This window comes from Rhodospirillaceae bacterium (genome assembly GCA_016712715.1).
Taxonomy (GTDB): domain Bacteria; phylum Pseudomonadota; class Alphaproteobacteria; order Dongiales; family Dongiaceae; genus Dongia.
On sequence record JADJQM010000002.1, the window covers coordinates 192,171 to 211,930 of the forward strand.

A 19,760-nucleotide genomic window follows, 5' to 3' on the forward strand; every position below is an offset into this window, starting at 1 on the left:
GATCTTGTCTCTCCCGCCCCGGCTCAAAGCGGGATGTTGTCGTGCTTCTTCCAGGGATTCTCGACCTTCTTGTCCCTCAGCATGGCCAGGGACCGGCAGATTCGCTTGCGGGTCGAATGCGGCATGATGACATCGTCGATGAACCCCCGTGCGCCGGCCACGAAGGGTGTCGCGAACTTCTGGCGGTATTCCTCGGTGCGCTCGGCGATCTTGTCGGCATCGCCCGCATCCGCACGGAAGATGATCTCGACAGCACCCTTGGGGCCCATCACGGCGATTTCAGCAGTCGGCCAGGCGAAGTTCACATCGCCGCGCAGATGCTTCGAGCTCATGACGTCGTAAGCACCGCCATAGGCCTTGCGGGTAATGACGGTGACCTTGGGCACCGTTGCTTCGCCATAGGCAAAGAGCAGCTTGGCGCCGTGCTTGATGATGGCGCCGTGCTCCTGCGTCGTACCCGGCAGGAAGCCCGGGACGTCGACGAAAGTCACGATGGGAATCTCGAAGCAATCGCAGAAGCGCACGAAGCGCGCCGCTTTCCGGGATGAATCGATGTCGAGACAGCCGGCCAGGACCATCGGCTGATTGGCAACAATGCCGACCGTCTCGCCGCCCATCCGGGCAAAACCGGTGAGGATGTTACGCGCGTAATTGGGCTGCAGCTCAAAGAAGTCGCCCTCGTCCACCACCTTCTGGATGAGTTCCTTCATGTCATAGGGCTTGTTGGGATTTGACGGGATCAGCGTGTCCAGCGACATCTCGTCGCGGTCGATCGGGTCCATCGTCGGCCGTGCCGGCGCCTTGGAGCGGTTCGAGGCGGGCAGCATGTCGACGAAGCGGCGGACTTCAAGCAGTGCCTCGACATCGTTCTCGAAGGCGAGGTCGGCGACGCCCGATTTCTGGCTGTGGGTGACGGCACCGCCCAATTGTTCGAACGTCACCGTCTCATGGGTCACGGTCTTCACCACCTCGGGACCGGTGACGAACATGTAGGAGCTGTCCTTCACCATGAAGATGAAGTCGGTCATGGCCGGGGAATAGACGGCACCACCGGCACAGGGCCCCATGATGACGCTGATCTGCGGCACAACGCCGGACGCCATGATGTTGCGCTGGAAAACCTCGGCATAGCCAGCGAGGGACGCCACACCTTCCTGGATGCGGGCGCCACCCGAATCGTTGATCCCGATGACCGGGGCGCCGACGCGCAGGGCCTGGTCCATCACCTTGCAGATCTTCTCGGCATGGGCCTCGGAGAGCGAACCGCCGAAGACGGTGAAATCCTGGCTGAAGACGAACACCAATCGGCCATTGACGGTGCCATAACCGGTCACCACGCCATCGCCCGGCACACGCTGCGATCCCATGCCGAAATCATGGCAGCGGTGCTCGACGAACATGTCCCATTCTTCGAAGGAATCCGGGTCGAGCAGCAATTCGATGCGCTCGCGGGCGGTCAGCCTGCCCTTGGCATGCTGCGCCTCGACGCGCTTTTTACCGCCGCCGGCACGCGCTGCGTCGCGCTTGTCTTCAAGCTGTTTCAGGATTTCCTGCATTGGCCCGTCCCCCTGATGACTAGCCGGCCCTGGAGGCCGGGAGGTTTCGCCCCGCGCTTTTTTCCGCAGGTGCGAAAAGCGTATTCTGGATAGCACGAAGAATTCGCGAACCCAAGGCCGAAGCGACAGCCAATCCGGTCAAAAACGCCGCTTTCCGGGTGATTTCAACCGGTCCATTCGTCGTAGGAATCGGATTATGGCAGGCCCAGCAAATCGAGGAAGCGGCGGGCCGCCACCAGCTCGGCCAATTGGCCCACCCGGCGTTCGAGCGCATCCTTATCCTCACCCCAGCGCTCGGCCTGGTAGAGCTCGTCGAGCTGGGCCGCATGGGCGGCCTGTTCCGCCGTGAGCTCCCCCTCCGCGACGGCCAGCGCGATCACCAGGGATCCCGCGGCATAGACCAGCGTTGCCAACCCCGCGAGGGCGAAGTCGCCAAACCCGTCCACGGCACGCGTCAGGGCCTCCAGGCTCGCCTGGGGCTGCGGAATGGCGACGATGCCGCTGGTGACGGAGAGCGACACGTCGTAACGCCGGCGCAGCCAATCGAGCAGCGGATCCCAGGTCTGGCTCTCCCGCTCGACCAGGGTGGCTGGTTCGGTTGCGCGGTAGCAGATGAGATCGGTGCCGGCATAACCGGCCAGGTCCGCCACGATACTTGCCCGCGCCGGCCCGATGCGATCGATCGCCGTGGCAGCAAACTGCATCAGCGGCATGCTGTGCGGATGGATCTTTTCGGTCTGCGCATCCCACTCGCCGGCGATGGCGTTGGCCAAGGCGTGGCTTGGGAGATCGAACGCATTCTTCGCAGGCGAGCGCAGGACCTTGCCATCCAGCGTGACGCCCCAACCCAGGTCGGTCCGGATGACGGCGACGTTCTTGTAGAAGCGACGTGGTGCCGACCCAAGCATGGCAATCAGTTCCCGAAGAGATCGTTGAGGCCATCGCCGATCGATTCCAGCGCCTTGCCGGTTTCCTTGCCAATCTCCTTGGCGCCCTCGCCCACGCCCTCGATCACCTGGCCGGCACCTTCACCGACGCCTTCAATGACCTGTCCCGTGCCTTCGATGATCTTCTCGCCGGGTGTTGCCGACTTTCCAGCCTTGACGCCGGCATCGAGAGCGGAGCGGCAAGGATTGGGACCGAGATCGTTGGATTGACCCAGGCCGGTCACCGCCTCAAGCGCACCGAAGGTGGCGAAGTTGGCAGCGCGGGTCGCAAATCCGGCAGTGTTTTCGACCGTGCCCAACGCATCCGGAGTCACGCTCGGCTTCGACAAAGTACCACCGACATTCATCGGCACGGCGAGATTGGCGAGGTTGATCTGTTTCGATTGTGAATCGACATGGAGGTTCAGCCGCTCGTTACGCAGATCGATCGTGCCCGAGCCCAGGATCGTGGCGCCTGGTGTGTCCAGCACGATGCCGCGCGATTGAGCGATGCCGTTCTCGATGGCAAAGCGCGTCACCAGGCAATTGACCTGGGATGAATCATTGTTGCCGCCGATCGAGATGAGGCTGAAGAGATCGGCAAACAGCAGGCGCACGAAATCATTCTGCAGGCGGCCGCTGCCGGTTTCAAACAGCACAGTGCCATTGGCGCCAGCCAGCAAGGCCCGCAGGGATTGGGCCGGGCCGGCAAGTTCGACTTCGAGATTGGCGTTCTTGCTTTGAAGGACGCCGGCAAGGCCCATGGTTTCCAGCAACGGCACCGCCGCCACGTCATCCGCCCGCACCCGCGCCACCAGAGGCGCCGGCGATTGCATCGTGTCGAGCGAGCCCGCCGCGGAGAAACGCCCATCGACGAGATTGCCGGTCACATTGGTGAGGTTGAGCTTGCCGTCGCGCAGATGCAGTTCGATGCTGGCATTCTTCAAGGGATAGGGACCGTGGGAGAATTCCTGTGCCGTCCACAGCACATCGGCATCCAGCATGTTCAACTGGGGGATGATCCAGGCCTCGCCGGAAAAGGCGCGACCATCCTTGGGGCCGTTATCCGGGCCGGAGAGTACCGGTTCGAGACCAAAATCCTTGCTGTCGAGTTTGGTGGAAGCGAGGCGCAAGCCGATGAACGGCCGCTTCTCACCCAGCGCATATTCGAGATCGCCGGTAAAATCGCTGCCGCCGACCCGGCCGCTGGCTGCGGTAAGCTTGTAGCTGCCCTTGGCGCCGCTGAGATGGCCGGCGAGCCGGTAGGGTCCGGCACCCGGCAGCTTCAAGTCACCGAAGGCGACCGCGCCGGCCGAGATGAGCGACAGATCGACATCGATACCTTCGAAATGCGCCGGGTCGGCCACTTGGCCGGCTACGGTGAAGGCGACCCCGCCGACATTGCCCTTGAGGTCGATTGGGAGTGGTCCTTGCGTAAACTGGCGCAAGGCGCCGATCTGACCTTCGGCGGTGAGTTGCTCGCCTGCCATCGCGGCACGCAGCGCCAGTGCGATCGGCGCACCGGGGGCCGCGGTCTGCGCGGCGAGATTGTCGATGTCGACCTGGCGCGTGACGCCTGTCTCGCCATCTCGGTAGCGAATGCTCAGGCGCTCGACCAGGACGTCGGCGACATGCGGCAGGGGCGCCGAACCGCCACCGCCACTGCCCATGACCCAATTGCCGGTGCCGTCGGTATTGGTTTCAAGCAGAACGTCGGCATCCGACAGGATCAGCCGCTTGATAACAATCTCGCTGGAGAATAGGGGCAGCAACTCGATTTCGGCCGCCAGCCGGTCGAATTTGAACATGGCCGGCTCCGAGCCCCAATCGGCATTGCGGAAGGTCACCTGGCTCACGGTCAATGTCGGGGTAAGGGAGATGCCGAGTTCGACATTGCCCGCCAGCACGAGGTCGCGCCCGGTTGCGGCCTTCACCTGGCCGGCAATGACGTCCTTATAGGCGTTGAAATCGGTCGACTTGATGATGGCAACCAGGGTCACCGCCAGGCCAACCGCCAGCATCACCAAACCGGCCAGAATCGTTTTCAGCCGCATCAGATGCTTCCTTCCATAGTCCGGAAGTTATTTTAGCGGCTGGCGGAAAGGCTTTGCAAACAACCGATGAGCTCGGCCGGCGAATTCAGCACCTGATGCGACCCGGCAGCGGTCAATTCCTCCGCCGGATGATAGCCCCAGGCCACGCCGATGGCAGTCGCCCCGGCGGCGCGGGCCATTTCGACATCGAAACTGGTATCGCCGATCATGGCCGTTTCCCGCGGGTCGCAGGCGGTCTCTGCCATGGCCCGGAGCACCATGTCGGGATGCGGCTTGCTCAGGGCCCGGTCGGCGGTCTGCAGGGTGTGGAAGCGCTCCCGGAGGCCGTGCAGCGCCAGCGTGTGCTCCAGCCCCACCAGGTTCTTGCCCGTCGCCACGCCCAGGAACAATTCCGGATGGTCAAGCGCCAGGATGAGGTCGCGGATGCCGTCGTAGAGCGGTTCGGCTATGCCACCCCCGCTGCGCAAGGCGCGCACAATCACCCGGTACGCCTCGGCGATCTCGTCGGCGGCACCTTGCTCTTCTGCCGGAAGCAACCGCGCGATGGCGATCTCCAGGCTGAGGCCGACCTGCCGCCGCACGGCTTCTGGCGTCGGCAGCGGACGACCGAACTGATCGAAGGCACTTTGCATGGCGGCGATGATGTTGTGCTGGCTGTCGACCAGCGTGCCGTCACAATCGAAGATCACGAGACGGTAGTGGCCGGCCGGCATCACGATCGGATCAGAGCTCAAGGCCGGCAAAGGGATCCTCATCCGGCTCGTCGGCGAACTCGAAGAACTTCCAGGTCTTCTGCATGTGCGGCGGCAAGGGCGCCGTCACGTTGATGATTCCCCGGGTCGGATGCGGCATGCGGATCGAGCGGGCATGGAGATGGAGCTGGTTGTCGAGGGCCTCGCGCGCGAAATAGGCCTTGGCGCCGGCATATTTGCCATCGCCCAGGATCGGCGTTCCCAGGGCCACGCAATGCGCGCGCAGCTGATGGGTGCGGCCGGTCACCGGCATCAAGGCGAGCCAGGCCGCCTTGTCATGGGCCCGTTCGACCACCGCGTAATAGGTGATGGCCTTCTTGCCTTCGTCCTCGTCGATCTGCACGCGTTCGGCGGAGCGGCGGCCGACGGCGGCGACACTCTGCTTCACCAGCGGGGCGTCAATCTTGCCTTCGTTCATCTTCGGGGCGCCCACCGTGACGGCCCAATAAATCTTGCGGGCAGTCTTGTGGCGGAACGCCTCCGCGAGCTTCCTGGCCGCGGCCTGGCTGCGCGCCAGCACGAGGCAGCCCGACGTGTCACGATCTAGACGGTGGACGAGGCGCGGCCGTTCCGGGGCGTCGAACTGGAGGGCTTCCAGCATCGCATCGATATTCTTGTCGAGACCGGTGCCGCCCTGGACGGCGAGGCCGGCCGGCTTGTTGATCACGATGACGTCGGCATCCTTGAACAGGACCGCCTTGCGCAGCGCTTCGGCATCCTTGGCGGTGATCGGCTTGGGGCCGCTGGGCAGATCGTCGAGACGCGGTTCAGCGGCATCACCCAAGGGCGGAACGCGGACGATCATCCCGGCAGTCAGGCGATCCGCGGCCTTCGCACGTTTGCCGTCGATGCGCACCTGCCCGGTGCGCAGCAGCTTCTCCAGTCGACCATGGGTAAGGTGCGGGAATTTGCGCTTGAACCAGCGGTCGAGACGCTGGTCGCCATCGGCCGCGGTGATGGTGAATTGCTGGACGCCACTCATTGTGAGTCTCTGGGTGAGTCACCGGTTAAAAAGTTCATCAGGCAGCTTGCCGGCTGCGTGACAACCAATCGAGCAATTGTTCCGTCGCCATCAGGTAAACACCAATCTGCGCCAATTCATTGAGACCGACATCGGTGGCGCCCGAAATCGCGTCGGTCGCCAGCACCATGCGGAAATCGCGGTTGGCCGCAGCATACACGCTGGAGCGCGGCGAAGTGGAGAAATCAGTGCCGCAGATGACGATGGTGCTGATCCCAAGAGCCTTCAGATGTTCCTCGACCGGGGTCTGGAAGAAGGCCGAGAGGCGCGGCTTGTAACCAATCCACTCACGCGGGCCGATCTCCTGCAGCTTGCCGTCGAGCAGCAGTTCCGGCTCGATCCGCTGCGCCGCATCGGGCTTTAACTCGTCGATGAGCTCGCAGCCGAGTGTACCCGGCATGACAATACGCTGCCCGGATTCGATCTGGGCGCGGTGGCAGAGGTCGACATTGGAACCGTTACAACGATAGAGGCGCACCATATGAACGATCGGCGCGCCCAATTGCCGGAAGGCCTCGGTCAGGCGCTGCATCTGGGGAACGGCGCACATCGAGCCGCTGACGGCGGCCGGCCCGTTGGGCAGGACGAAGTCGCGTTGCGCGTCGATGGTAATAAGGGCTACTCGTTCACGTTCAGGCGAAAGATAATCTTGCATTCTAAGAGCTCGCCTCTATCCGGCGGTTTGGCCGCCACCCAGTTTTGATCACCTTGCCGGCTGTGCCGTCCGGTCACCTCTGTTGGACTGCCCGGGGGCTGATTGGCGTCTACACCAGGCAATCTGCGGGGACCCTAGCCAAGCCTGTTTCCAGCGACAAGCCCTTCATCTTGCATGGCGAAGTCGCCATCATTGCAGACCTTGCCCCTTGCCTTTTTGGCCCGAGCTGCTCCACCCGAGCAGAACGTTAACCCTCATGGCGCGCCATTCGACCAAGCGTGCCATCAACTGCACTGAGCAGTTCAGTTGCACACGACGCGTTCAAACATCGTTCTCGTCATCGGGCTTGCCGACCGGCGCCTTTGGCTGCTGACGCTTGACCCGGAGCTTGTCCCAATACTCCTGGCGCTTGACCAGTTCACGTTCGAAGCCGCGTTCAACCGGCTTGTAGAAGCGCTCGCGCCGCATGCCATCGGGAAAGTAGTTCTGACCTGAAAAACCTTCCTCGGCATCGTGGTCATAGGCATAGCCGGCAGCGTAGCCCAGTTGCTGCATGAGCTTGGTGGGGGCGTTGAGGATATGCTTGGGGCACATCAGCGAACCATGGATCTTGGCGCCCTTGCGCACGGCATTATAGGCGCGGTCGGCGGCATTCGACTTAGGGCCGGTGCCCAGATAGATGACCGCCTGGGCGATCGCCAACTCGCCTTCGGGCGACCCCAGCCGCTTGTAGGTATCCCAGGCCGCCAGGGCCTGGGTGAGGGCCTGCGGGTCAGCGAGACCGATATCCTCAGCCGCAAAGCGTACCAGGCGGCGGGCGATGTAGAGCGGGTCCTCGCCACCGTCGAGCATGCGCGCAAACCAATAGAGGGCGGCATCGGTATCGGAACCGCGCAATGATTTGTGGAGGGCCGAGATGAGGTTGTAATGGCCTTCCTGCGCCTTGTCATAGAGTGGCGCCCGGCGCTGCACCGCCTGGCCAAGGCCGGCCGGATCGAGCAGTACGTCGGGCGGCAGGCGGAAGAGTTCTTCAGCGAGGTTGAGCAGATACCGACCGTCGCCGTCGGCCATGTCGAGGAGGACCGCCCGCGCCGCATCGTCGAGCGGCAGGCGGTATCCCATCAGGTCCTCGGCCCGGGTCAGCAGCAATTCCTCGGCCGTCGTATCAAGCCGGTTGAGGACGAAGACCTGGGCCCGGGACAGCAGAGCGGCGTTGAGTTCGAAGGAGGGGTTCTCGGTCGTGGCACCCACCAGCACGATGGTGCCGTCCTCGACATAGGGCAGGAAACCATCCTGTTGGGCACGATTGAATCGATGAATCTCGTCGATGAAGAGCAGCGTGCCCTGCCCCATGCGCCGCCGCTCCCGCGCCGCCTCGAACACCTTGCGGAGATCGGCAACACCTGAGAAGACCGCGGAGAGAAGCTCAAAGTGCAGGCTGACGCCATCGGCCAGCAATTTGGCGAGCGTGGTCTTGCCGCAGCCCGGTGGCCCCCAGAGAATCATCGACGAAACCTGGCTTGCAGCCAGCATGCGTGTGATCGGCCCCTGCGGACCAATGAGATGATCCTGCCCGACAATGTCGCCAAGCTTTTGCGGGCGCATCCGGTCGGCGAGCGGTCGTGGTGCCTGGGATTCGAAGAGACCGCTCACTGTGGGTTTCCGTCCTAATCCAGATCGAAGGTCTTAGTCTTGCCGCCGCGATTGATCGTGATGGCCCAGGGCGCCGCGGTAGTCTCCATCATCGAGACGAGATCGGCCACGGTTTCGACCTTGCGATCATTGATCTTGGCAATGATGTCGCCGCCTTCGAAGCCAACCCGGTCGGCGATGCTGCCGCGCTTGATCTTGGCGATGGCAACGCCGTTCCAGGCACTGATGTTAAGCTCATCCCCGGTGGCTGGCGAGAGGTCGACGACCAGGGCGCCGGCCAGCGGCTGGCGACCGCTCAGCAGCGTCTCATGGGGAGCCGGCGTGTCCGGCGGGGCGATGAGGCTGACGGAGAGATCCATGGTCTCGTCCTTGCGCTGGACATTGAGGCTCGCTTTCTCGCCGACCGGCAGAGTGGCCAGGCGAAAGCGCAGACCTTCCGGATCCTCGACATCGCGCCCATTGACGCCGACGATGATGTCGCCGGGCTTCAGGCCGGCCTGTTCCGCCGGACCATCGGGATAGAGCTGCTGCACGACAACGCCCACGGGTCGCGGCAGGCCGAGGCTCTTTGCGATATCAGCGGTGACGGCTTCGCCGGCAGCGCCGATCCAGGGACGGATCAACTTGCCGCCATTGCCCTCGGCCTTGATCACCGCCGCCACCATATTGGCCGGGATGGCAAAGCCAATACCGATCGAGCCGCCGGATTTGGAGAAGATCGCCGTCGGAACACCGATCAGCTTGCCGTCGGTGCCGATGAGGGCGCCGCCGGAATTGCCGGGATTGATTGCGGCATCGGTCTGGATGAAATAGCCGAAATCGCCGATGCCGGTATTGGTGCGGGCGACGCCGGAAACGATGCCGGAGGTCACGGTCTGGCCGACGCCGAACGGGTTGCCGATGGCCAGCACCAGGTCGCCCACTTCAATCTCATCGGAATCGCGCAAGGTGAGGACGGGCAATGCCTCGCCCTGGGTGTCGACCTTGAGCAGGGCCAGATCGAGCCGCTCCTCGGCAGCGATCACCTTGGCCTCGAATTCGCGCTTGTCATTGAGCACGACACGGATCTGGTCTGCGCCGGCGATGACATGGTTGTTGGTGACGATGAGGCCATCGGTGCGCACGATGACGCCGGAGCCGAGCGAGCCCTGGACGCGCTCCTTGGGTTGCCCGGACTTGAATTGATCGCCAAAAAACTGGTTGAAAAACGGGTCATCGAAGAAGGGCGATGTCTGGCGGGCCTTGACCACCGTACGGGTATAGATGTTCACCACAGCCGGTGCCGCGGCCCTGACCAGCGGCGCGAAGGTGAGGTCGATCTGGACCTTCTGCGTCGGCACCGTTTCCTGCGCCAGTACCGGCAGCGGGGCGAATGCGAGCAACAGGGCCGGCAGCAGGGCGAGGATGGGCTTCATGGCGAGATCCGATATCTTCGTGGGACGGTTTCGCTGATGATCAGATGATAGCAAAAAGGGCGGCCGACAAGGCCGCCCTTCGCATTTCCTGTGGCCGACCAGCCTCCGCGATCAGGCGGCGGCTTCCTCGGTCCCGGCATTCTGCTTCGGGCCGGAATCCTGGCCCTTGGCGGTGACGTCGCGATCGACGAACTCGATCACGGCCATCGGCGCCATGTCGCCATGACGGAAACCAGCCTTCAGAACGCGGGTGTAGCCGCCGGCGCGGGTCTTGTAGCGGGTGGCCCGAACCGTCATGCGCTTTTCGCCCAGCGCTTCGTTCTGCAACTGGGCGATCAACAGGCGACGGTTGGCAAGGCCACCCTTCTTGCCCTTGGTCACCAGGCCTTCGACGATCGGACGCAGATCCTTCGCCTTGGGCAGCGTGGTGGTGATCTGCTCGTGCTTGATCAGCGCCTGAGACAGATTCATAAACAGCGCCTTGCGGTGGCTGCTGGTGCGGTTGAGTTTACGGCCGCTCATACCATGACGCATTGTCGTGCTCCTTCAGTCTGGCCTGCGACCTCGTGCCGGCGATTTTCTCGGCGGCGGTCGTAGATCCGATGGCAATCCCAAATCCGGCGCAAGAATGCATCTCAGGCACGGCAGGGGCGGGTCACCATGACCCTAAGCTGGCAACGACCGGCTTCATCCCGATCGTTGCCTATTTAGAAACTCAATACGGCTCGTCGAGACGGCGGGCCAGGTCTTCGATGTTCTCTGGCGGCCAGTTCGGGATTTCCATGCCGAGATGGAGACCCATCTGCGCCAGGACTTCCTTGATTTCGTTCAGCGACTTGCGGCCGAAATTCGGCGTACGGAGCATTTCCGCTTCGGTCTTCTGCACGAGATCGCCGATGTAGACGATGTTGTCGTTCTTCAAGCAATTGGCCGAGCGGACCGAGAGCTCGAGCTCGTCGACCTTGCGGAGCAGGTTGCGGTTGAACGGCGGTTCGGAGGTGGCGACTTCGGCAACAGCCTGGGTCGGCTCTTCGAAATTGATGAACAGCTGCAGCTGGTCCTGGAGGATGCGCGCGGCGATGGCCAGCGAATCTTCCGGGGTCACGGCGCCATTGGTCTCGATGGTCAGCGACAGGCGGTCGTAATCGGTAACCTGGCCAACGCGGCTGTTGTCGATCTTGTAGGAGACCTTCTTCACCGGCGAGAAGATGGCATCGACCGGAATGAGACCGATCGGCGCGTCCTCGGGACGGTTGTTGGAGGCGGGCACATAGCCCTTGCCGGATTCGACGGTGAATTCCATCGACAGATTGGCGCCCTGATCGAGGGTGCACAGCACCAGATCGGGGTTCAGCACTTCGATGTCATGGCCGACTTCGATCTGGCCGGCCTTCACTTCGCCGGGGCCCTGGGCCTTCAGGCGCATGCGCTTCGGACCGTCGCCACCCATGCGAAGCGCGATCTGCTTCACGTTGAGGACGATATCGGTCACGTCTTCGCGGACACCGGGGATCGAGCTGAACTCATGAAGCACACCGTCGACATGGATCGCGGTCACGGCAGCGCCCTGCAGCGAGGAGAGCAGCACACGACGCAGCGCGTTGCCGAGCGTCAGGCCGAAGCCGCGCTCAAGCGGTTCCATGACCAAGGTGCCGCCGCGCTTGGCGTCGGTACCGCCGTCGAACTTCTTGTTCGGCTTAATCAACTCGGTCCAGTTCTTCTGAATCACGATCTTTGTCCTTTCATAGCCGGCCGACAACCATTCTGTCGTTGCGGTCCGGAGATCCGATAACAAGTGGCCTTAAAACGCGTGTGGCGGGAAGCATTGCTTCCCGCGCACGTCGCAAATGGTGCCGGCAAAATGCGCCGGAACCGAATTCCGGTCAGACGCGGCGGCGCTTCGGCGGGCGGCAGCCGTTATGCGGGATCGGCGTCACGTCGCGGATCGAGGTGATGGTGAAGCCGGCGGCCTGCAAGGCACGCAGCGCGCTTTCACGACCCGAACCCGGGCCCTTCACTTCGACTTCGAGCGTCTTCACGCCATGTTCCATCGCCTTCTTGGAAGCGGCGTCAGCAGCAACCTGGGCGGCGTAGGGGGTCGATTTGCGCGAACCCTTGAAACCGGAGGCGCCGGACGAAGCCCAGGCGACGGTGTTACCCTGATCATCAGTGATGGTGATCATGGTGTTGTTGAAGCTCGCATTCACATGGGCGATGCCCGACGTGATGTTCTTGCGTTCGCGCTTACGTACGCGGGCGCCGGTTGCGGCTGCTGCTTTCGCCATTTTCTCGTCCGTTCCTTGAACAAAATGCAGCGGCCGTTGAGCGGCCGCGGCACATCAAAATTACTTCGTTGCCTGCTTCTTGCCGGCGATGGCAACGGCCTTGCCCTTGCGGGTGCGGGCGTTGGTATGGGTACGCTGACCGTGAACCGGCAGGCCCTTGCGATGACGCAGGCCACGATAGCAGCCGAGATCCATCAGACGCTTAATGTTGATGGCAACCTGGCGGCGCAAATCGCCCTCGACCATGTAATCCTGGTCGATGGTTTCGCGGATCTTACCGACTTCGGCGTCGGTCAGCTGATGCACACGACGCTCGGCCGGAATGCCGACCTTCGTGCAGATCTCGCTGGCCTTCTTCGGACCAATGCCAGTGATATAGGTCAACGCGATGATCACCCGCTTTTGCGTCGGAATGTTCACGCCTGCAATACGCGCCACGTCGGCTCTCCTTAAATCATGCGATAAACGCAAGTCGAAACGCCCGAAAACCCTGGGTTCGCCGGGGGTGTCGAGAAGGCGCGCATTATATGGCGAAATGCCCGCCCGTCAACCTCTGGTCCGCCTTTCGGGCGATTCCAGATTTCCGAGTTAAATCAAAGAATTAGGTTTTGATTTTTGTTAACACTTGCTCGATCTGTTTGGTGACTTCATCAAGTTCCGCCATGCCGTCCACCTGATGCAGCAACCCCTTGCCCTTGTAATAGGGCAGAATCGGGGCCGTCTGCTGGCGATAGGCGACCAGCCTGGCTTTGACCGTTTCGGCATTGTCGTCCTTGCGGCGGGTGAAGTCGGTCCCCCCGCAGGAATCGCACACGCCGGCGACTTTCGGTTTCTGGAAAGTGTCGTGATAGCCAGCACCGCATTTGGCACAGGCATAGCGGCCGGAGATGCGCTCAACCAAAGCTGCCTCATCCACCGCGAGTTCAATGACGCCGTCGATCTTGGCGCTGTGCCGGGCCAGCATTGAATCGAGCGCCGTGGCCTGGCCTTCAGTGCGCGGGAAGCCGTCGAGGACGAACCCGTCCTTGCAATCCGGCTTCTCGATGCGGCCTTCGATCATGCTGATGACGATGTCATCGGACATCAACTGGCCGGCATCCATTACCTTCTTGGCCTGCGCACCCAAGGGAGATCCCGATGCCACTTCGGCACGAAGCATGTCCCCGGTCGAGAGTTGCACCAGATGGTGTCGGTCGAATAAGCGCTTCGCTTGCGTACCCTTGCCCGCCCCCGGCGGACCCAGCAGGATCAGTTTCATCCGCGCCGCCCTTTGAGCTTCGATTTCTTCAGCAGGCCTTCATATTGATGTGCCAGCAGATGCGAGTGGATCTGCGCCACGGTATCCATTGTCACCGAAACCACGATGAGCAGACTGGTACCGCCGAAATAGAACGGCATGGCATAGTTGGCGATGAGGACTTCCGGCAGGGCGCAGATGACGGCGAGATAGGCAGCACCCACCACGGTCAGCCGCGTCAGCACGTAATCGAAATACTCGGCGGTGTTCTTGCCCGGGCGGATGCCCGGCAGGAAGCCACCATGCTTCTTCAGATTCTCCGCGGTGTCGTCCGGATTGAAGACGATGGCGGTATAGAAGAAGGCAAAGAAGACGATCAAGGCAATGTAGGAAACGATGTAGAGCGGTCGGCCATGGCCGAAATAGGTCATCGCATCCTGCAGCAAGGTCGGCGTATCGGCGCCAGTGCCGTAGAAACCAGCGACGGTCAGCGGCAGCAGCAGGATCGACGAGGCGAAAATCGGCGGGATGACGCCCGATGCATTGAGCTTCATCGGAAGATGCGAGGATTCGCCACCAAACATGCGGTTGCCGACTTGGCGTTTGGGGTATTGCACGATCAGGCGACGCTGAGCGCGTTCGAAGAACACGATACCGGTAATGGCCGCGACGGCGACGACGGCGAAGAGCAGCACGGTCAGGCCGGAGATGGAGCCGGCCCAAAGCTGCTCGAGCAGCTGGCCGAGAGACGTCGGCAGGCGCGAGACGATACCGGCGAAGATGATGAGCGAGATGCCGTTGCCGATGCCGCGCGCGGTGATCTGTTCACCCAGCCACATCAGGAACAAGGTGCCGCCGGTGAGCGTCACGACGGTCACGAAAATGAACATGGCGCCCGGATCGATGACGGCACCGCCGGACGGACCGGCCATGCTCTGCAATCCCTTGGCCATGCCGAAGGATTGGACCATGGCAAGCACAACAGTGCCATAGCGGGTGTATTGGTTGATCTTCTTGCGGCCTGACTCGCCTTCCTTCTTCCACGCTTCAAGCGTGGGCGAGACACTGGTCAGGAGCTGCATGATGATCGATGCGGAGATATACGGCATGATGCCGAGCGCAAACACGGTCATGCGGCTGATGGCGCCGCCGGCGAACATGTCGACCATGCCCAGCACGCCGCCTGAATGCTGCGAGAAGATCGCCGCGAAGGCCGCCGAATCAATTCCTGGTAGCGGGATATAGGCGCCGATACGGGCGACGATGAGCGCACCCAGCGTGAACCAGATGCGCGCCTTCAGCTCTTCTGCCTTGGCGAAAGCGCCAAAATTGATATTGGCGGCAAGTTGTTCAGCAGCGGAGGCCATCAGTTACCCTTCGGCGCGTCGGTGCAATGCTGTGTAGGGGGTATTTAGTGATCAGGCCCCCGCATTGCATCGGGGGCCTGATTTTATTTGAGGTGCCGTAACCTTACGCCGCGGCGCCTTCGACCTTGGGCTTCTTCGGGGCCTTGACGACCACCGTGCCGCCCGCCTTCTCGACCGCTTCGATCGCCGCCTTGGAGGCGCCGACGACCGTGATGTTGAGCTTGGTCTTCAATTCGCCCTTGGCCAGCAGGCGGACACCGTCGCGGACCCGGCCGATAAGACCAGCAGCCTTCAGCACCTTGCCATTGACCGGCTTGGTGGCATCGAGGCGCTTGGCGTCGATCGCATCCTGCAGCGAACCAAGGTTCACCACCGCAAAGTCGAGGCGGAAGATGTTGTTGAAGCCGCGCTTCGGCAAACGCCGATAGAGCGGCATCTGGCCACCTTCGAATCCGTTGATGGAGACGCCCGAGCGTGCGGTCTGGCCCTTGCCACCCTTGCCCGAGGTCTTGCCCTTGGTCGAACCGATACCGCGGCCGACACGGATGCGCTTCTTGCGGGCACCCGGATTGTCTGAAAGCTCATGCAGCTTCATGGTACTGTTCCTTACTTCGCCGGTTCGATCAGCAGCAGGTGCTGGACCTTGCGCAGCATGCCGCGGACCGACGGTGTATCGTCGACTTCGCGCGTGCGGTTCATCTTGTCGAGACCGAGGGCCTTCAGCGTACCGCGCTGATCGGCCGGACGGCCGATGCTGCTCCCGATCTGGGTGACTTTGACCTTGTCAGCCATGTTCTAAACTCCCTTGCCCGAAGCGCTTATTCGCGCGCTTCGGCGGCGGCATCCTTGCGGCCAATCACATCGCTCACCTTCTTGCCGCGGCGGGCAGCCACGGAACGGGGCGAGGAGCAATGATTGAGCGCGTCGAAAGCGGCGCGGATCATGTTGTGCGGGTTGGACGTGCCGACCGACTTCGCCACGACGTCGTTGACGCCCAAGGCTTCGAAGATGGCACGGACCGGACCGCCGGCGATGATGCCGGTACCGGCATCGGCGGCGCGCAGAACGACGCGGCCGGCACCGTAGTGACCGGTCACGTCATGGTGCAGCGTGCGACCCTCGCGCAGCGGCACGCGGATCATGCCGCGACGCGCCTGGTCGGTAGCCTTGCGGATGGCTTCCGGCACTTCCTTGGCCTTGCCGGCGCCGTGGCCGACGCGGCCCTTGCCGTCACCGACGACAACGATCGCGGCGAAGCCGAAGCGCTTGCCACCCTTCACCACCTTTGCAACGCGGTTGATCCCGACGAGCTTTTCGATGAGCTCGACCTCGGTCTCCCGGTCGCGGCGCTCGCGGTCGCGGCGCTCGCTCTTTGCTGGTTTGGCCATAGTCTTTAGGTCCCTTCCTTAGAACGCCAGCCCGCCTTCGCGGGCGGCGTCGGCCAGGGCCTTGACCCGACCGTGGTAAATGTAACCGCCGCGATCAAAGACGACTTCCTTGATGCCCTTCGACACAGCGCGTTCGGCAATGAGTTTCCCCACGGCCTTGGCGGCATCGATATTGGCGCCGGTCTTGAGCTTGCCCTTGAGTTCCTTGTCCACCGTCGACGCGGCGGCAAGCGTGTTGCCGTTCACGTCATCGATGATCTGAACATAGATGTGCAGGCCCGAACGGTACACCGACAAACGCGGGCGCCCGATCGACTTCTTCCGGAGCGAGGTCCGGACGCGCGCCCTGCGGCGCTCGAAAAGTTCTTTCGCTTTCGACATGTCCAGCCCTTACTTCTTCTTGCCTTCCTTGCGCAGGATGGTCTCGGTCGAGTACTTGATACCCTTGCCCTTGTAGGGCTCGGGAGCACGATAGCTGCGGATCTCCGCGGCTACTTGACCAACCGTCTGCTTGTCGAACCCGGTAATCGAGATCGACGTCGGCTTATCGCATTTCACCGTGATGCCTTCCGGAATCGGATAGCTCACGTCGTGGCTGTAGCCGAGATTGAGTTGCAGGTTCTTGCCCTGGACGGCAGCACGGTAACCGGTGCCGTTGATCTCGAGAACCTTGGTGAAGCCTTTGGAGACGCCTTCGACCATGTTCTTGAGATTGGCGCGCGTCGCGCCCCAGCTCATGCGAGCCTGCTTCGTTTCGGTGATGGGCTTCACCCATACCTTGTCGCCTTCCACCTTCACCTCGACATGGGACGAGATCGGCAGCTTGAGCGAGCCGAGCTTGCCCTTCACCGTGGCCAGGCCGCCGGCGAGGTCGACGCTGACGCCTTGCGGCAGCGGGACGGGGTTTTTACCTACGCGAGACATGATTTCCGTTCCTCTCGCTTAGAACACGCGGCACAGCACTTCGCCACCCACGTTTTGGGTACGCGCTTCGCTGTCCGAGAGGACGCCACGGGGCGTCGATAAGATGGAAATGCCGAGGCCGTTATAGTAGCGCGGCAGATCGGAGATCTTCGAATAGACCCGACGACCGGGTTTCGACACGCGGGCGATCTCCTGAATCACGGGCTGACCCTCGTGATACTTGAGCTCGACCGTGATCTCGCCGCCAGGCTTGGTGCCGTCGACGCTGAAATTGCGGATATAACCTTCGCGCTTCAGAACTTCGAGCACATTGGCACGAAGACGCGACGAAGGACTGGTCACTGCCGACATCCGGGCCTTTTGGCCGTTGCGGATGCGCGTCAGGAGATCTCCCAAGGGATCGTTCATCTCTTGCTCCTTACCAGCTTGCCTTGACCATGCCAGGAATCTGGCCGGTCGAAGCGAGCTCGCGCAACGCAATGCGCGACAGCTTGAATTTGCGATAGGTCGCGCGCGGGCGGCCGGAGAGTTCGCAACGATTGCGGATGCGGACCTTCGACGAGTTGCGCGGCAGTTCGGCGAGCTTCAGGCGCGCCGCGAAGCGCTCTTCCATCGGCAACGCCTCGTTGTTGGCGGCAGCCTTCAAGCGCGCACGACGGGCAGCGAACTGCTTGGTCATCTTCTCGCGCTTCTTGTTCTTCTGAACGGAGCTAGTCTTAGCCATGTCTTTTCCTCCGGCTCAGGCTTAATTGATGAAGGGCATTTGAAAGCCCTTCAGCAACGCCTTGGCCTCAGCATCGGTCTTGGCGGTTGTGACGATAATGATGTCCATGCCACGCACCGCATCGACCTTGTCGTAGTCGATCTCGGGGAACACCAGCTGCTCCTTGAGGCCGAGGGCATAGTTGCCACGACCGTCGAAGCTGGTGCCGCTGACGCCACGGAAATCGCGGACGCGGGGCAGGGCGATGGTGATCAGGCGGTCCAAGAACTCATACATCTTGGCGCGACGCAGGGTCACCTTGGTGCCGATCGACATGCCTTCGCGCAGCTTGTAGACCGCGATCGACTTGCGGGCCTTGGTCACCACCGGCTTCTGGCCGGCAATGGCGGTGAGCTCGTCAACGGCGACGTTGATCTTCTTGCTGTCGGCGGCGGCTTCGCCAACGCCCATGTTGATGACGATCTTCTCGATCTTCGGGCACTGGTGGACGTTCTCGTAGGAGAACTCCTTCATCAGGGCCGGACGAACGACGGTTTCGAAATGCTCGTGCAAGCGGGTACGCATCTGTCCTCGCTCCCTCAATCAATCTTTTCGCCGGAACGGCGCGAGACGCGAACCTTCGCGTCGCCGTCGATCCGGTAGCCGATACGCGTCGGCTTCTGCGTCTTCGGGTCGATGTGGGCGATGTTGGAGACGTGAATGGTCGCCTCCTTCTCGATGATCCCACCCGGCGTCTGCATGGACTGCTTCTGATGATGCTTGGCCATGTTCACGCCGCGCACCTTGACGCGGTTGTTGGCGGGCTGGACTTCGATGATCTCACCGGTCTTGCCCTTGTCGCGACCGGTGATCACAACCACCTTGTCGCCCTTTTTGACTTTAAGCTTTGTTGCCATTTTCAGCACCTTGCCTCTCGCGCTCACAACACTTCGGGAGCGAGCGAGATGATCTTCATGAACTTCTTGCCGCGGAGCTCGCGAGTCACCGGGCCGAAGATGCGGGTGCCGATGGGCTCACCCTGCTTGTTGATCAACACCGCAGCGTTGCGGTCGAAGCGAATGGCAGAGCCATCGGCGCGGCGGATTTCCTTGGCGGTGCGCACGATGACGGCGCGATGGACATCGCCCTTCTTCACCTTGCCGCGCGGAATGGCTTCCTTGATGGACACGACGATGACGTCGCCCACTTCGGCTGTGCGGCGCTTCGAGCCACCCAGCACCTTGATGCACTGCACCCTGCGCGCGCCTGAGTTGTCGGCGACATCCAGGTTCGTCTGCATCTGGATCATGGTTCAGATCCTCTCGTTACAATTACGCTAGTTAACAGTTAAGCCTGGGCGGTGGCAGCGTCGACCACTTCCCAATGCTTGGTCTTCGACAAGGGACGGCATTCCTGGATAAACACCACGTCGCCGACCTTGCACTTGTTTTCAGCGTCGTGCGCAGCGTAGCGCTTCGAACGACGGATGATCTTCTTGTAGACCGGGTGCATGACGCGACGCTCGACCAATACGGTGATGGTCTTGTCGGTCTTGTCACTGACCACGGTGCCTTGCAGAACGCGCTTGGGCATTCTCTCTCTCCTGCTTCCCGCTTAGGCCGAGGCCTTCGACTGCGCCTTCTGGCGCAGCGAAGTCTCAATGCGGGCGATGTCACGCCGAACGACGCGCACGCGCGCGGTGTTTTCTAGCTGCCCCGACGCGCGCTGAAAGCGCAGGTTGAAGGCCTCTTTCTTCAAGCTAACGAGGTCAGCCTTGAGCTGGTCCTCGGTCTTCAGGCTAACGTCTTTTGCCTTCATGATCGG

Annotated in this window: 26 protein-coding genes; all 26 read right to left on the reverse strand. The window is 62.1% G+C overall.

Features of this window, described 5'->3' with window-relative positions; all coding sequences use genetic code 11:
- Positions 1–23 precede the first annotated feature (23 nt).
- The 26 genes from IPK59_11615 to rpmC all read right to left on the reverse strand — a co-directional run bounded on the left by IPK59_11615 (position 24) and on the right by rpmC (position 19,754).
- Positions 24–1,556 carry an acyl-CoA carboxylase subunit beta gene (locus IPK59_11615; protein MBK8159370.1) on the reverse strand — a complete coding sequence of 511 codons (1,533 nt, stop codon included), beginning with the start codon at positions 1,554–1,556 and terminating at the stop codon, positions 24–26.
- 194 nt (positions 1,557–1,750) lie between these two features.
- A complete protein-coding gene (locus IPK59_11620) occupies positions 1,751–2,464 on the reverse strand; it encodes an ATPase (GenBank protein MBK8159371.1) in 714 nt (237 codons plus the stop codon).
- A gap of 5 nt (positions 2,465–2,469) precedes the next feature.
- The gene (locus IPK59_11625) at positions 2,470–4,536 is read right to left on the reverse strand and encodes an AsmA family protein (GenBank protein MBK8159372.1); all 2,067 of its coding nucleotides are present in this window, start codon (positions 4,534–4,536) and stop codon (positions 2,470–2,472) included.
- A 32-nt stretch (positions 4,537–4,568) separates the two neighbouring features.
- The gene (locus tag IPK59_11630) at positions 4,569–5,249 is read right to left on the reverse strand and encodes an HAD-IA family hydrolase (GenBank protein MBK8159373.1); all 681 of its coding nucleotides are present in this window, start codon (positions 5,247–5,249) and stop codon (positions 4,569–4,571) included.
- Positions 5,250–5,259: 10 nt separating this feature from the next.
- Positions 5,260–6,270 (reverse strand): RluA family pseudouridine synthase, encoded by a 1,011-nt coding sequence (locus IPK59_11635; protein ID MBK8159374.1) that lies wholly within the window; start codon positions 6,268–6,270, stop codon positions 5,260–5,262.
- Between the two features lie 37 nt (positions 6,271–6,307).
- Positions 6,308–6,964 (reverse strand): cysteine hydrolase, encoded by a 657-nt coding sequence (locus tag IPK59_11640; GenBank protein MBK8159375.1) that lies wholly within the window; start codon positions 6,962–6,964, stop codon positions 6,308–6,310.
- A 321-nt stretch (positions 6,965–7,285) separates the two neighbouring features.
- The gene (locus IPK59_11645; protein MBK8159376.1) at positions 7,286–8,569 is read right to left on the reverse strand and encodes a replication-associated recombination protein A; all 1,284 of its coding nucleotides are present in this window, start codon (positions 8,567–8,569) and stop codon (positions 7,286–7,288) included.
- Positions 8,570–8,631: 62 nt separating this feature from the next.
- Positions 8,632–10,032 (reverse strand): Do family serine endopeptidase, encoded by a 1,401-nt coding sequence (locus IPK59_11650; GenBank protein MBK8159377.1) that lies wholly within the window; start codon positions 10,030–10,032, stop codon positions 8,632–8,634.
- Between the two features lie 111 nt (positions 10,033–10,143).
- Positions 10,144–10,566: a 50S ribosomal protein L17 gene (gene rplQ, locus IPK59_11655; protein MBK8159378.1), complete on the reverse strand. Its 423-nt coding sequence runs from the start codon at positions 10,564–10,566 to the stop codon at positions 10,144–10,146.
- Positions 10,567–10,747: 181 nt separating this feature from the next.
- The gene (locus IPK59_11660; GenBank protein MBK8159379.1) at positions 10,748–11,764 is read right to left on the reverse strand and encodes a DNA-directed RNA polymerase subunit alpha; all 1,017 of its coding nucleotides are present in this window, start codon (positions 11,762–11,764) and stop codon (positions 10,748–10,750) included.
- A 151-nt stretch (positions 11,765–11,915) separates the two neighbouring features.
- Positions 11,916–12,317, reverse strand: coding sequence for a 30S ribosomal protein S11 (gene rpsK / locus IPK59_11665; protein ID MBK8159380.1), 402 nt, complete (start codon positions 12,315–12,317; stop codon positions 11,916–11,918).
- 60 nt (positions 12,318–12,377) lie between these two features.
- The gene (gene rpsM, locus IPK59_11670) at positions 12,378–12,755 is read right to left on the reverse strand and encodes a 30S ribosomal protein S13 (protein MBK8159381.1); all 378 of its coding nucleotides are present in this window, start codon (positions 12,753–12,755) and stop codon (positions 12,378–12,380) included.
- Positions 12,756–12,918: 163 nt separating this feature from the next.
- On the reverse strand, positions 12,919–13,575 hold the full coding sequence (locus IPK59_11675; GenBank protein ID MBK8159382.1) for an adenylate kinase: 657 nt from the start codon (positions 13,573–13,575) through the stop codon (positions 12,919–12,921).
- A complete protein-coding gene (gene secY / locus IPK59_11680; GenBank protein MBK8159383.1) occupies positions 13,572–14,921 on the reverse strand; it encodes a preprotein translocase subunit SecY in 1,350 nt (449 codons plus the stop codon). The genes IPK59_11675 and secY overlap by 4 nt, the downstream gene beginning before the upstream one ends.
- A gap of 103 nt (positions 14,922–15,024) precedes the next feature.
- Positions 15,025–15,516: a 50S ribosomal protein L15 gene (locus IPK59_11685; protein ID MBK8159384.1), complete on the reverse strand. Its 492-nt coding sequence runs from the start codon at positions 15,514–15,516 to the stop codon at positions 15,025–15,027.
- A gap of 11 nt (positions 15,517–15,527) precedes the next feature.
- A complete protein-coding gene (gene rpmD / locus IPK59_11690; GenBank protein MBK8159385.1) occupies positions 15,528–15,713 on the reverse strand; it encodes a 50S ribosomal protein L30 in 186 nt (61 codons plus the stop codon).
- A 26-nt stretch (positions 15,714–15,739) separates the two neighbouring features.
- The gene (gene rpsE, locus IPK59_11695; protein MBK8159386.1) at positions 15,740–16,309 is read right to left on the reverse strand and encodes a 30S ribosomal protein S5; all 570 of its coding nucleotides are present in this window, start codon (positions 16,307–16,309) and stop codon (positions 15,740–15,742) included.
- A gap of 18 nt (positions 16,310–16,327) precedes the next feature.
- The gene (gene rplR / locus IPK59_11700; GenBank protein MBK8159387.1) at positions 16,328–16,690 is read right to left on the reverse strand and encodes a 50S ribosomal protein L18; all 363 of its coding nucleotides are present in this window, start codon (positions 16,688–16,690) and stop codon (positions 16,328–16,330) included.
- Positions 16,691–16,699: 9 nt separating this feature from the next.
- Entirely contained in the window at positions 16,700–17,233 is a 534-nt protein-coding gene (gene rplF / locus IPK59_11705) for a 50S ribosomal protein L6 (GenBank protein ID MBK8159388.1), read from the reverse strand.
- Between the two features lie 18 nt (positions 17,234–17,251).
- Complete coding sequence (rpsH, locus tag IPK59_11710) at positions 17,252–17,641, reverse strand: 30S ribosomal protein S8 (GenBank protein MBK8159389.1); 390 nt, start codon at positions 17,639–17,641, stop codon at positions 17,252–17,254.
- Positions 17,642–17,651: 10 nt separating this feature from the next.
- Positions 17,652–17,957 carry a 30S ribosomal protein S14 gene (gene rpsN / locus IPK59_11715; protein MBK8159390.1) on the reverse strand — a complete coding sequence of 102 codons (306 nt, stop codon included), beginning with the start codon at positions 17,955–17,957 and terminating at the stop codon, positions 17,652–17,654.
- 21 nt (positions 17,958–17,978) lie between these two features.
- Positions 17,979–18,521, reverse strand: a complete 543-nt coding sequence (rplE, locus tag IPK59_11720) for a 50S ribosomal protein L5 (protein ID MBK8159391.1) — start codon at positions 18,519–18,521, stop codon at positions 17,979–17,981.
- A 14-nt stretch (positions 18,522–18,535) separates the two neighbouring features.
- Entirely contained in the window at positions 18,536–18,853 is a 318-nt protein-coding gene (gene rplX, locus IPK59_11725) for a 50S ribosomal protein L24 (GenBank protein ID MBK8159392.1), read from the reverse strand.
- A gap of 23 nt (positions 18,854–18,876) precedes the next feature.
- The gene (gene rplN, locus IPK59_11730) at positions 18,877–19,245 is read right to left on the reverse strand and encodes a 50S ribosomal protein L14 (protein MBK8159393.1); all 369 of its coding nucleotides are present in this window, start codon (positions 19,243–19,245) and stop codon (positions 18,877–18,879) included.
- Positions 19,246–19,283: 38 nt separating this feature from the next.
- Positions 19,284–19,529, reverse strand: coding sequence for a 30S ribosomal protein S17 (rpsQ, locus tag IPK59_11735; protein ID MBK8159394.1), 246 nt, complete (start codon positions 19,527–19,529; stop codon positions 19,284–19,286).
- 21 nt (positions 19,530–19,550) lie between these two features.
- Positions 19,551–19,754: a 50S ribosomal protein L29 gene (gene rpmC / locus IPK59_11740; protein ID MBK8159395.1), complete on the reverse strand. Its 204-nt coding sequence runs from the start codon at positions 19,752–19,754 to the stop codon at positions 19,551–19,553.
- Positions 19,755–19,760: the final 6 nt, after the last annotated feature.

Bases quoted from the DNA above. Each gene is read 5' to 3' on its own strand.
- rplF (MBK8159388.1), bottom strand. From the start codon at position 17,233: ATGTCTCGCGTAGGTAAAAACCCCGTCCCGCTGCCGCAAGGCGTCAGC.
- rplN (MBK8159393.1), bottom strand. From the start codon at position 19,245: ATGATCCAGATGCAGACGAACCTGGATGTCGCCGACAACTCAGGCGCG.
- IPK59_11650 (MBK8159377.1), bottom strand. From the start codon at position 10,032: ATGAAGCCCATCCTCGCCCTGCTGCCGGCCCTGTTGCTCGCATTCGCC.
- rplQ (MBK8159378.1), bottom strand. From the start codon at position 10,566: ATGCGTCATGGTATGAGCGGCCGTAAACTCAACCGCACCAGCAGCCAC.
- rplR (MBK8159387.1), bottom strand. From the start codon at position 16,690: ATGTCGAAAGCGAAAGAACTTTTCGAGCGCCGCAGGGCGCGCGTCCGG.
- rpsK (MBK8159380.1), bottom strand. From the start codon at position 12,317: ATGGCGAAAGCAGCAGCCGCAACCGGCGCCCGCGTACGTAAGCGCGAA.
- IPK59_11615 (MBK8159370.1), bottom strand. From the start codon at position 1,556: ATGCAGGAAATCCTGAAACAGCTTGAAGACAAGCGCGACGCAGCGCGT.
- rpsN (MBK8159390.1), bottom strand. From the start codon at position 17,957: ATGGCTAAGACTAGCTCCGTTCAGAAGAACAAGAAGCGCGAGAAGATG.
- rpsH (MBK8159389.1), bottom strand. From the start codon at position 17,641: ATGAACGATCCCTTGGGAGATCTCCTGACGCGCATCCGCAACGGCCAA.
- rplX (MBK8159392.1), bottom strand. From the start codon at position 18,853: ATGGCAACAAAGCTTAAAGTCAAAAAGGGCGACAAGGTGGTTGTGATC.
- rpmD (MBK8159385.1), bottom strand. From the start codon at position 15,713: ATGGCTGACAAGGTCAAAGTCACCCAGATCGGGAGCAGCATCGGCCGT.
- rpmC (MBK8159395.1), bottom strand. From the start codon at position 19,754: ATGAAGGCAAAAGACGTTAGCCTGAAGACCGAGGACCAGCTCAAGGCT.
- IPK59_11620 (MBK8159371.1), bottom strand. From the start codon at position 2,464: ATGCTTGGGTCGGCACCACGTCGCTTCTACAAGAACGTCGCCGTCATC.
- IPK59_11675 (MBK8159382.1), bottom strand. From the start codon at position 13,575: ATGAAACTGATCCTGCTGGGTCCGCCGGGGGCGGGCAAGGGTACGCAA.
- rpsQ (MBK8159394.1), bottom strand. From the start codon at position 19,529: ATGCCCAAGCGCGTTCTGCAAGGCACCGTGGTCAGTGACAAGACCGAC.
- IPK59_11645 (MBK8159376.1), bottom strand. From the start codon at position 8,569: ATGCGCCCGCAAAAGCTTGGCGACATTGTCGGGCAGGATCATCTCATT.
- IPK59_11625 (MBK8159372.1), bottom strand. From the start codon at position 4,536: ATGCGGCTGAAAACGATTCTGGCCGGTTTGGTGATGCTGGCGGTTGGC.
- IPK59_11630 (MBK8159373.1), bottom strand. From the start codon at position 5,249: ATGCCGGCCGGCCACTACCGTCTCGTGATCTTCGATTGTGACGGCACG.
- secY (MBK8159383.1), bottom strand. From the start codon at position 14,921: ATGGCCTCCGCTGCTGAACAACTTGCCGCCAATATCAATTTTGGCGCT.
- rplE (MBK8159391.1), bottom strand. From the start codon at position 18,521: ATGCGTACCCGCTTGCACGAGCATTTCGAAACCGTCGTTCGTCCGGCC.
- IPK59_11685 (MBK8159384.1), bottom strand. From the start codon at position 15,516: ATGAAGCTGCATGAGCTTTCAGACAATCCGGGTGCCCGCAAGAAGCGC.
- rpsE (MBK8159386.1), bottom strand. From the start codon at position 16,309: ATGGCCAAACCAGCAAAGAGCGAGCGCCGCGACCGCGAGCGCCGCGAC.
- IPK59_11640 (MBK8159375.1), bottom strand. From the start codon at position 6,964: ATGCAAGATTATCTTTCGCCTGAACGTGAACGAGTAGCCCTTATTACC.
- IPK59_11635 (MBK8159374.1), bottom strand. From the start codon at position 6,270: ATGAGTGGCGTCCAGCAATTCACCATCACCGCGGCCGATGGCGACCAG.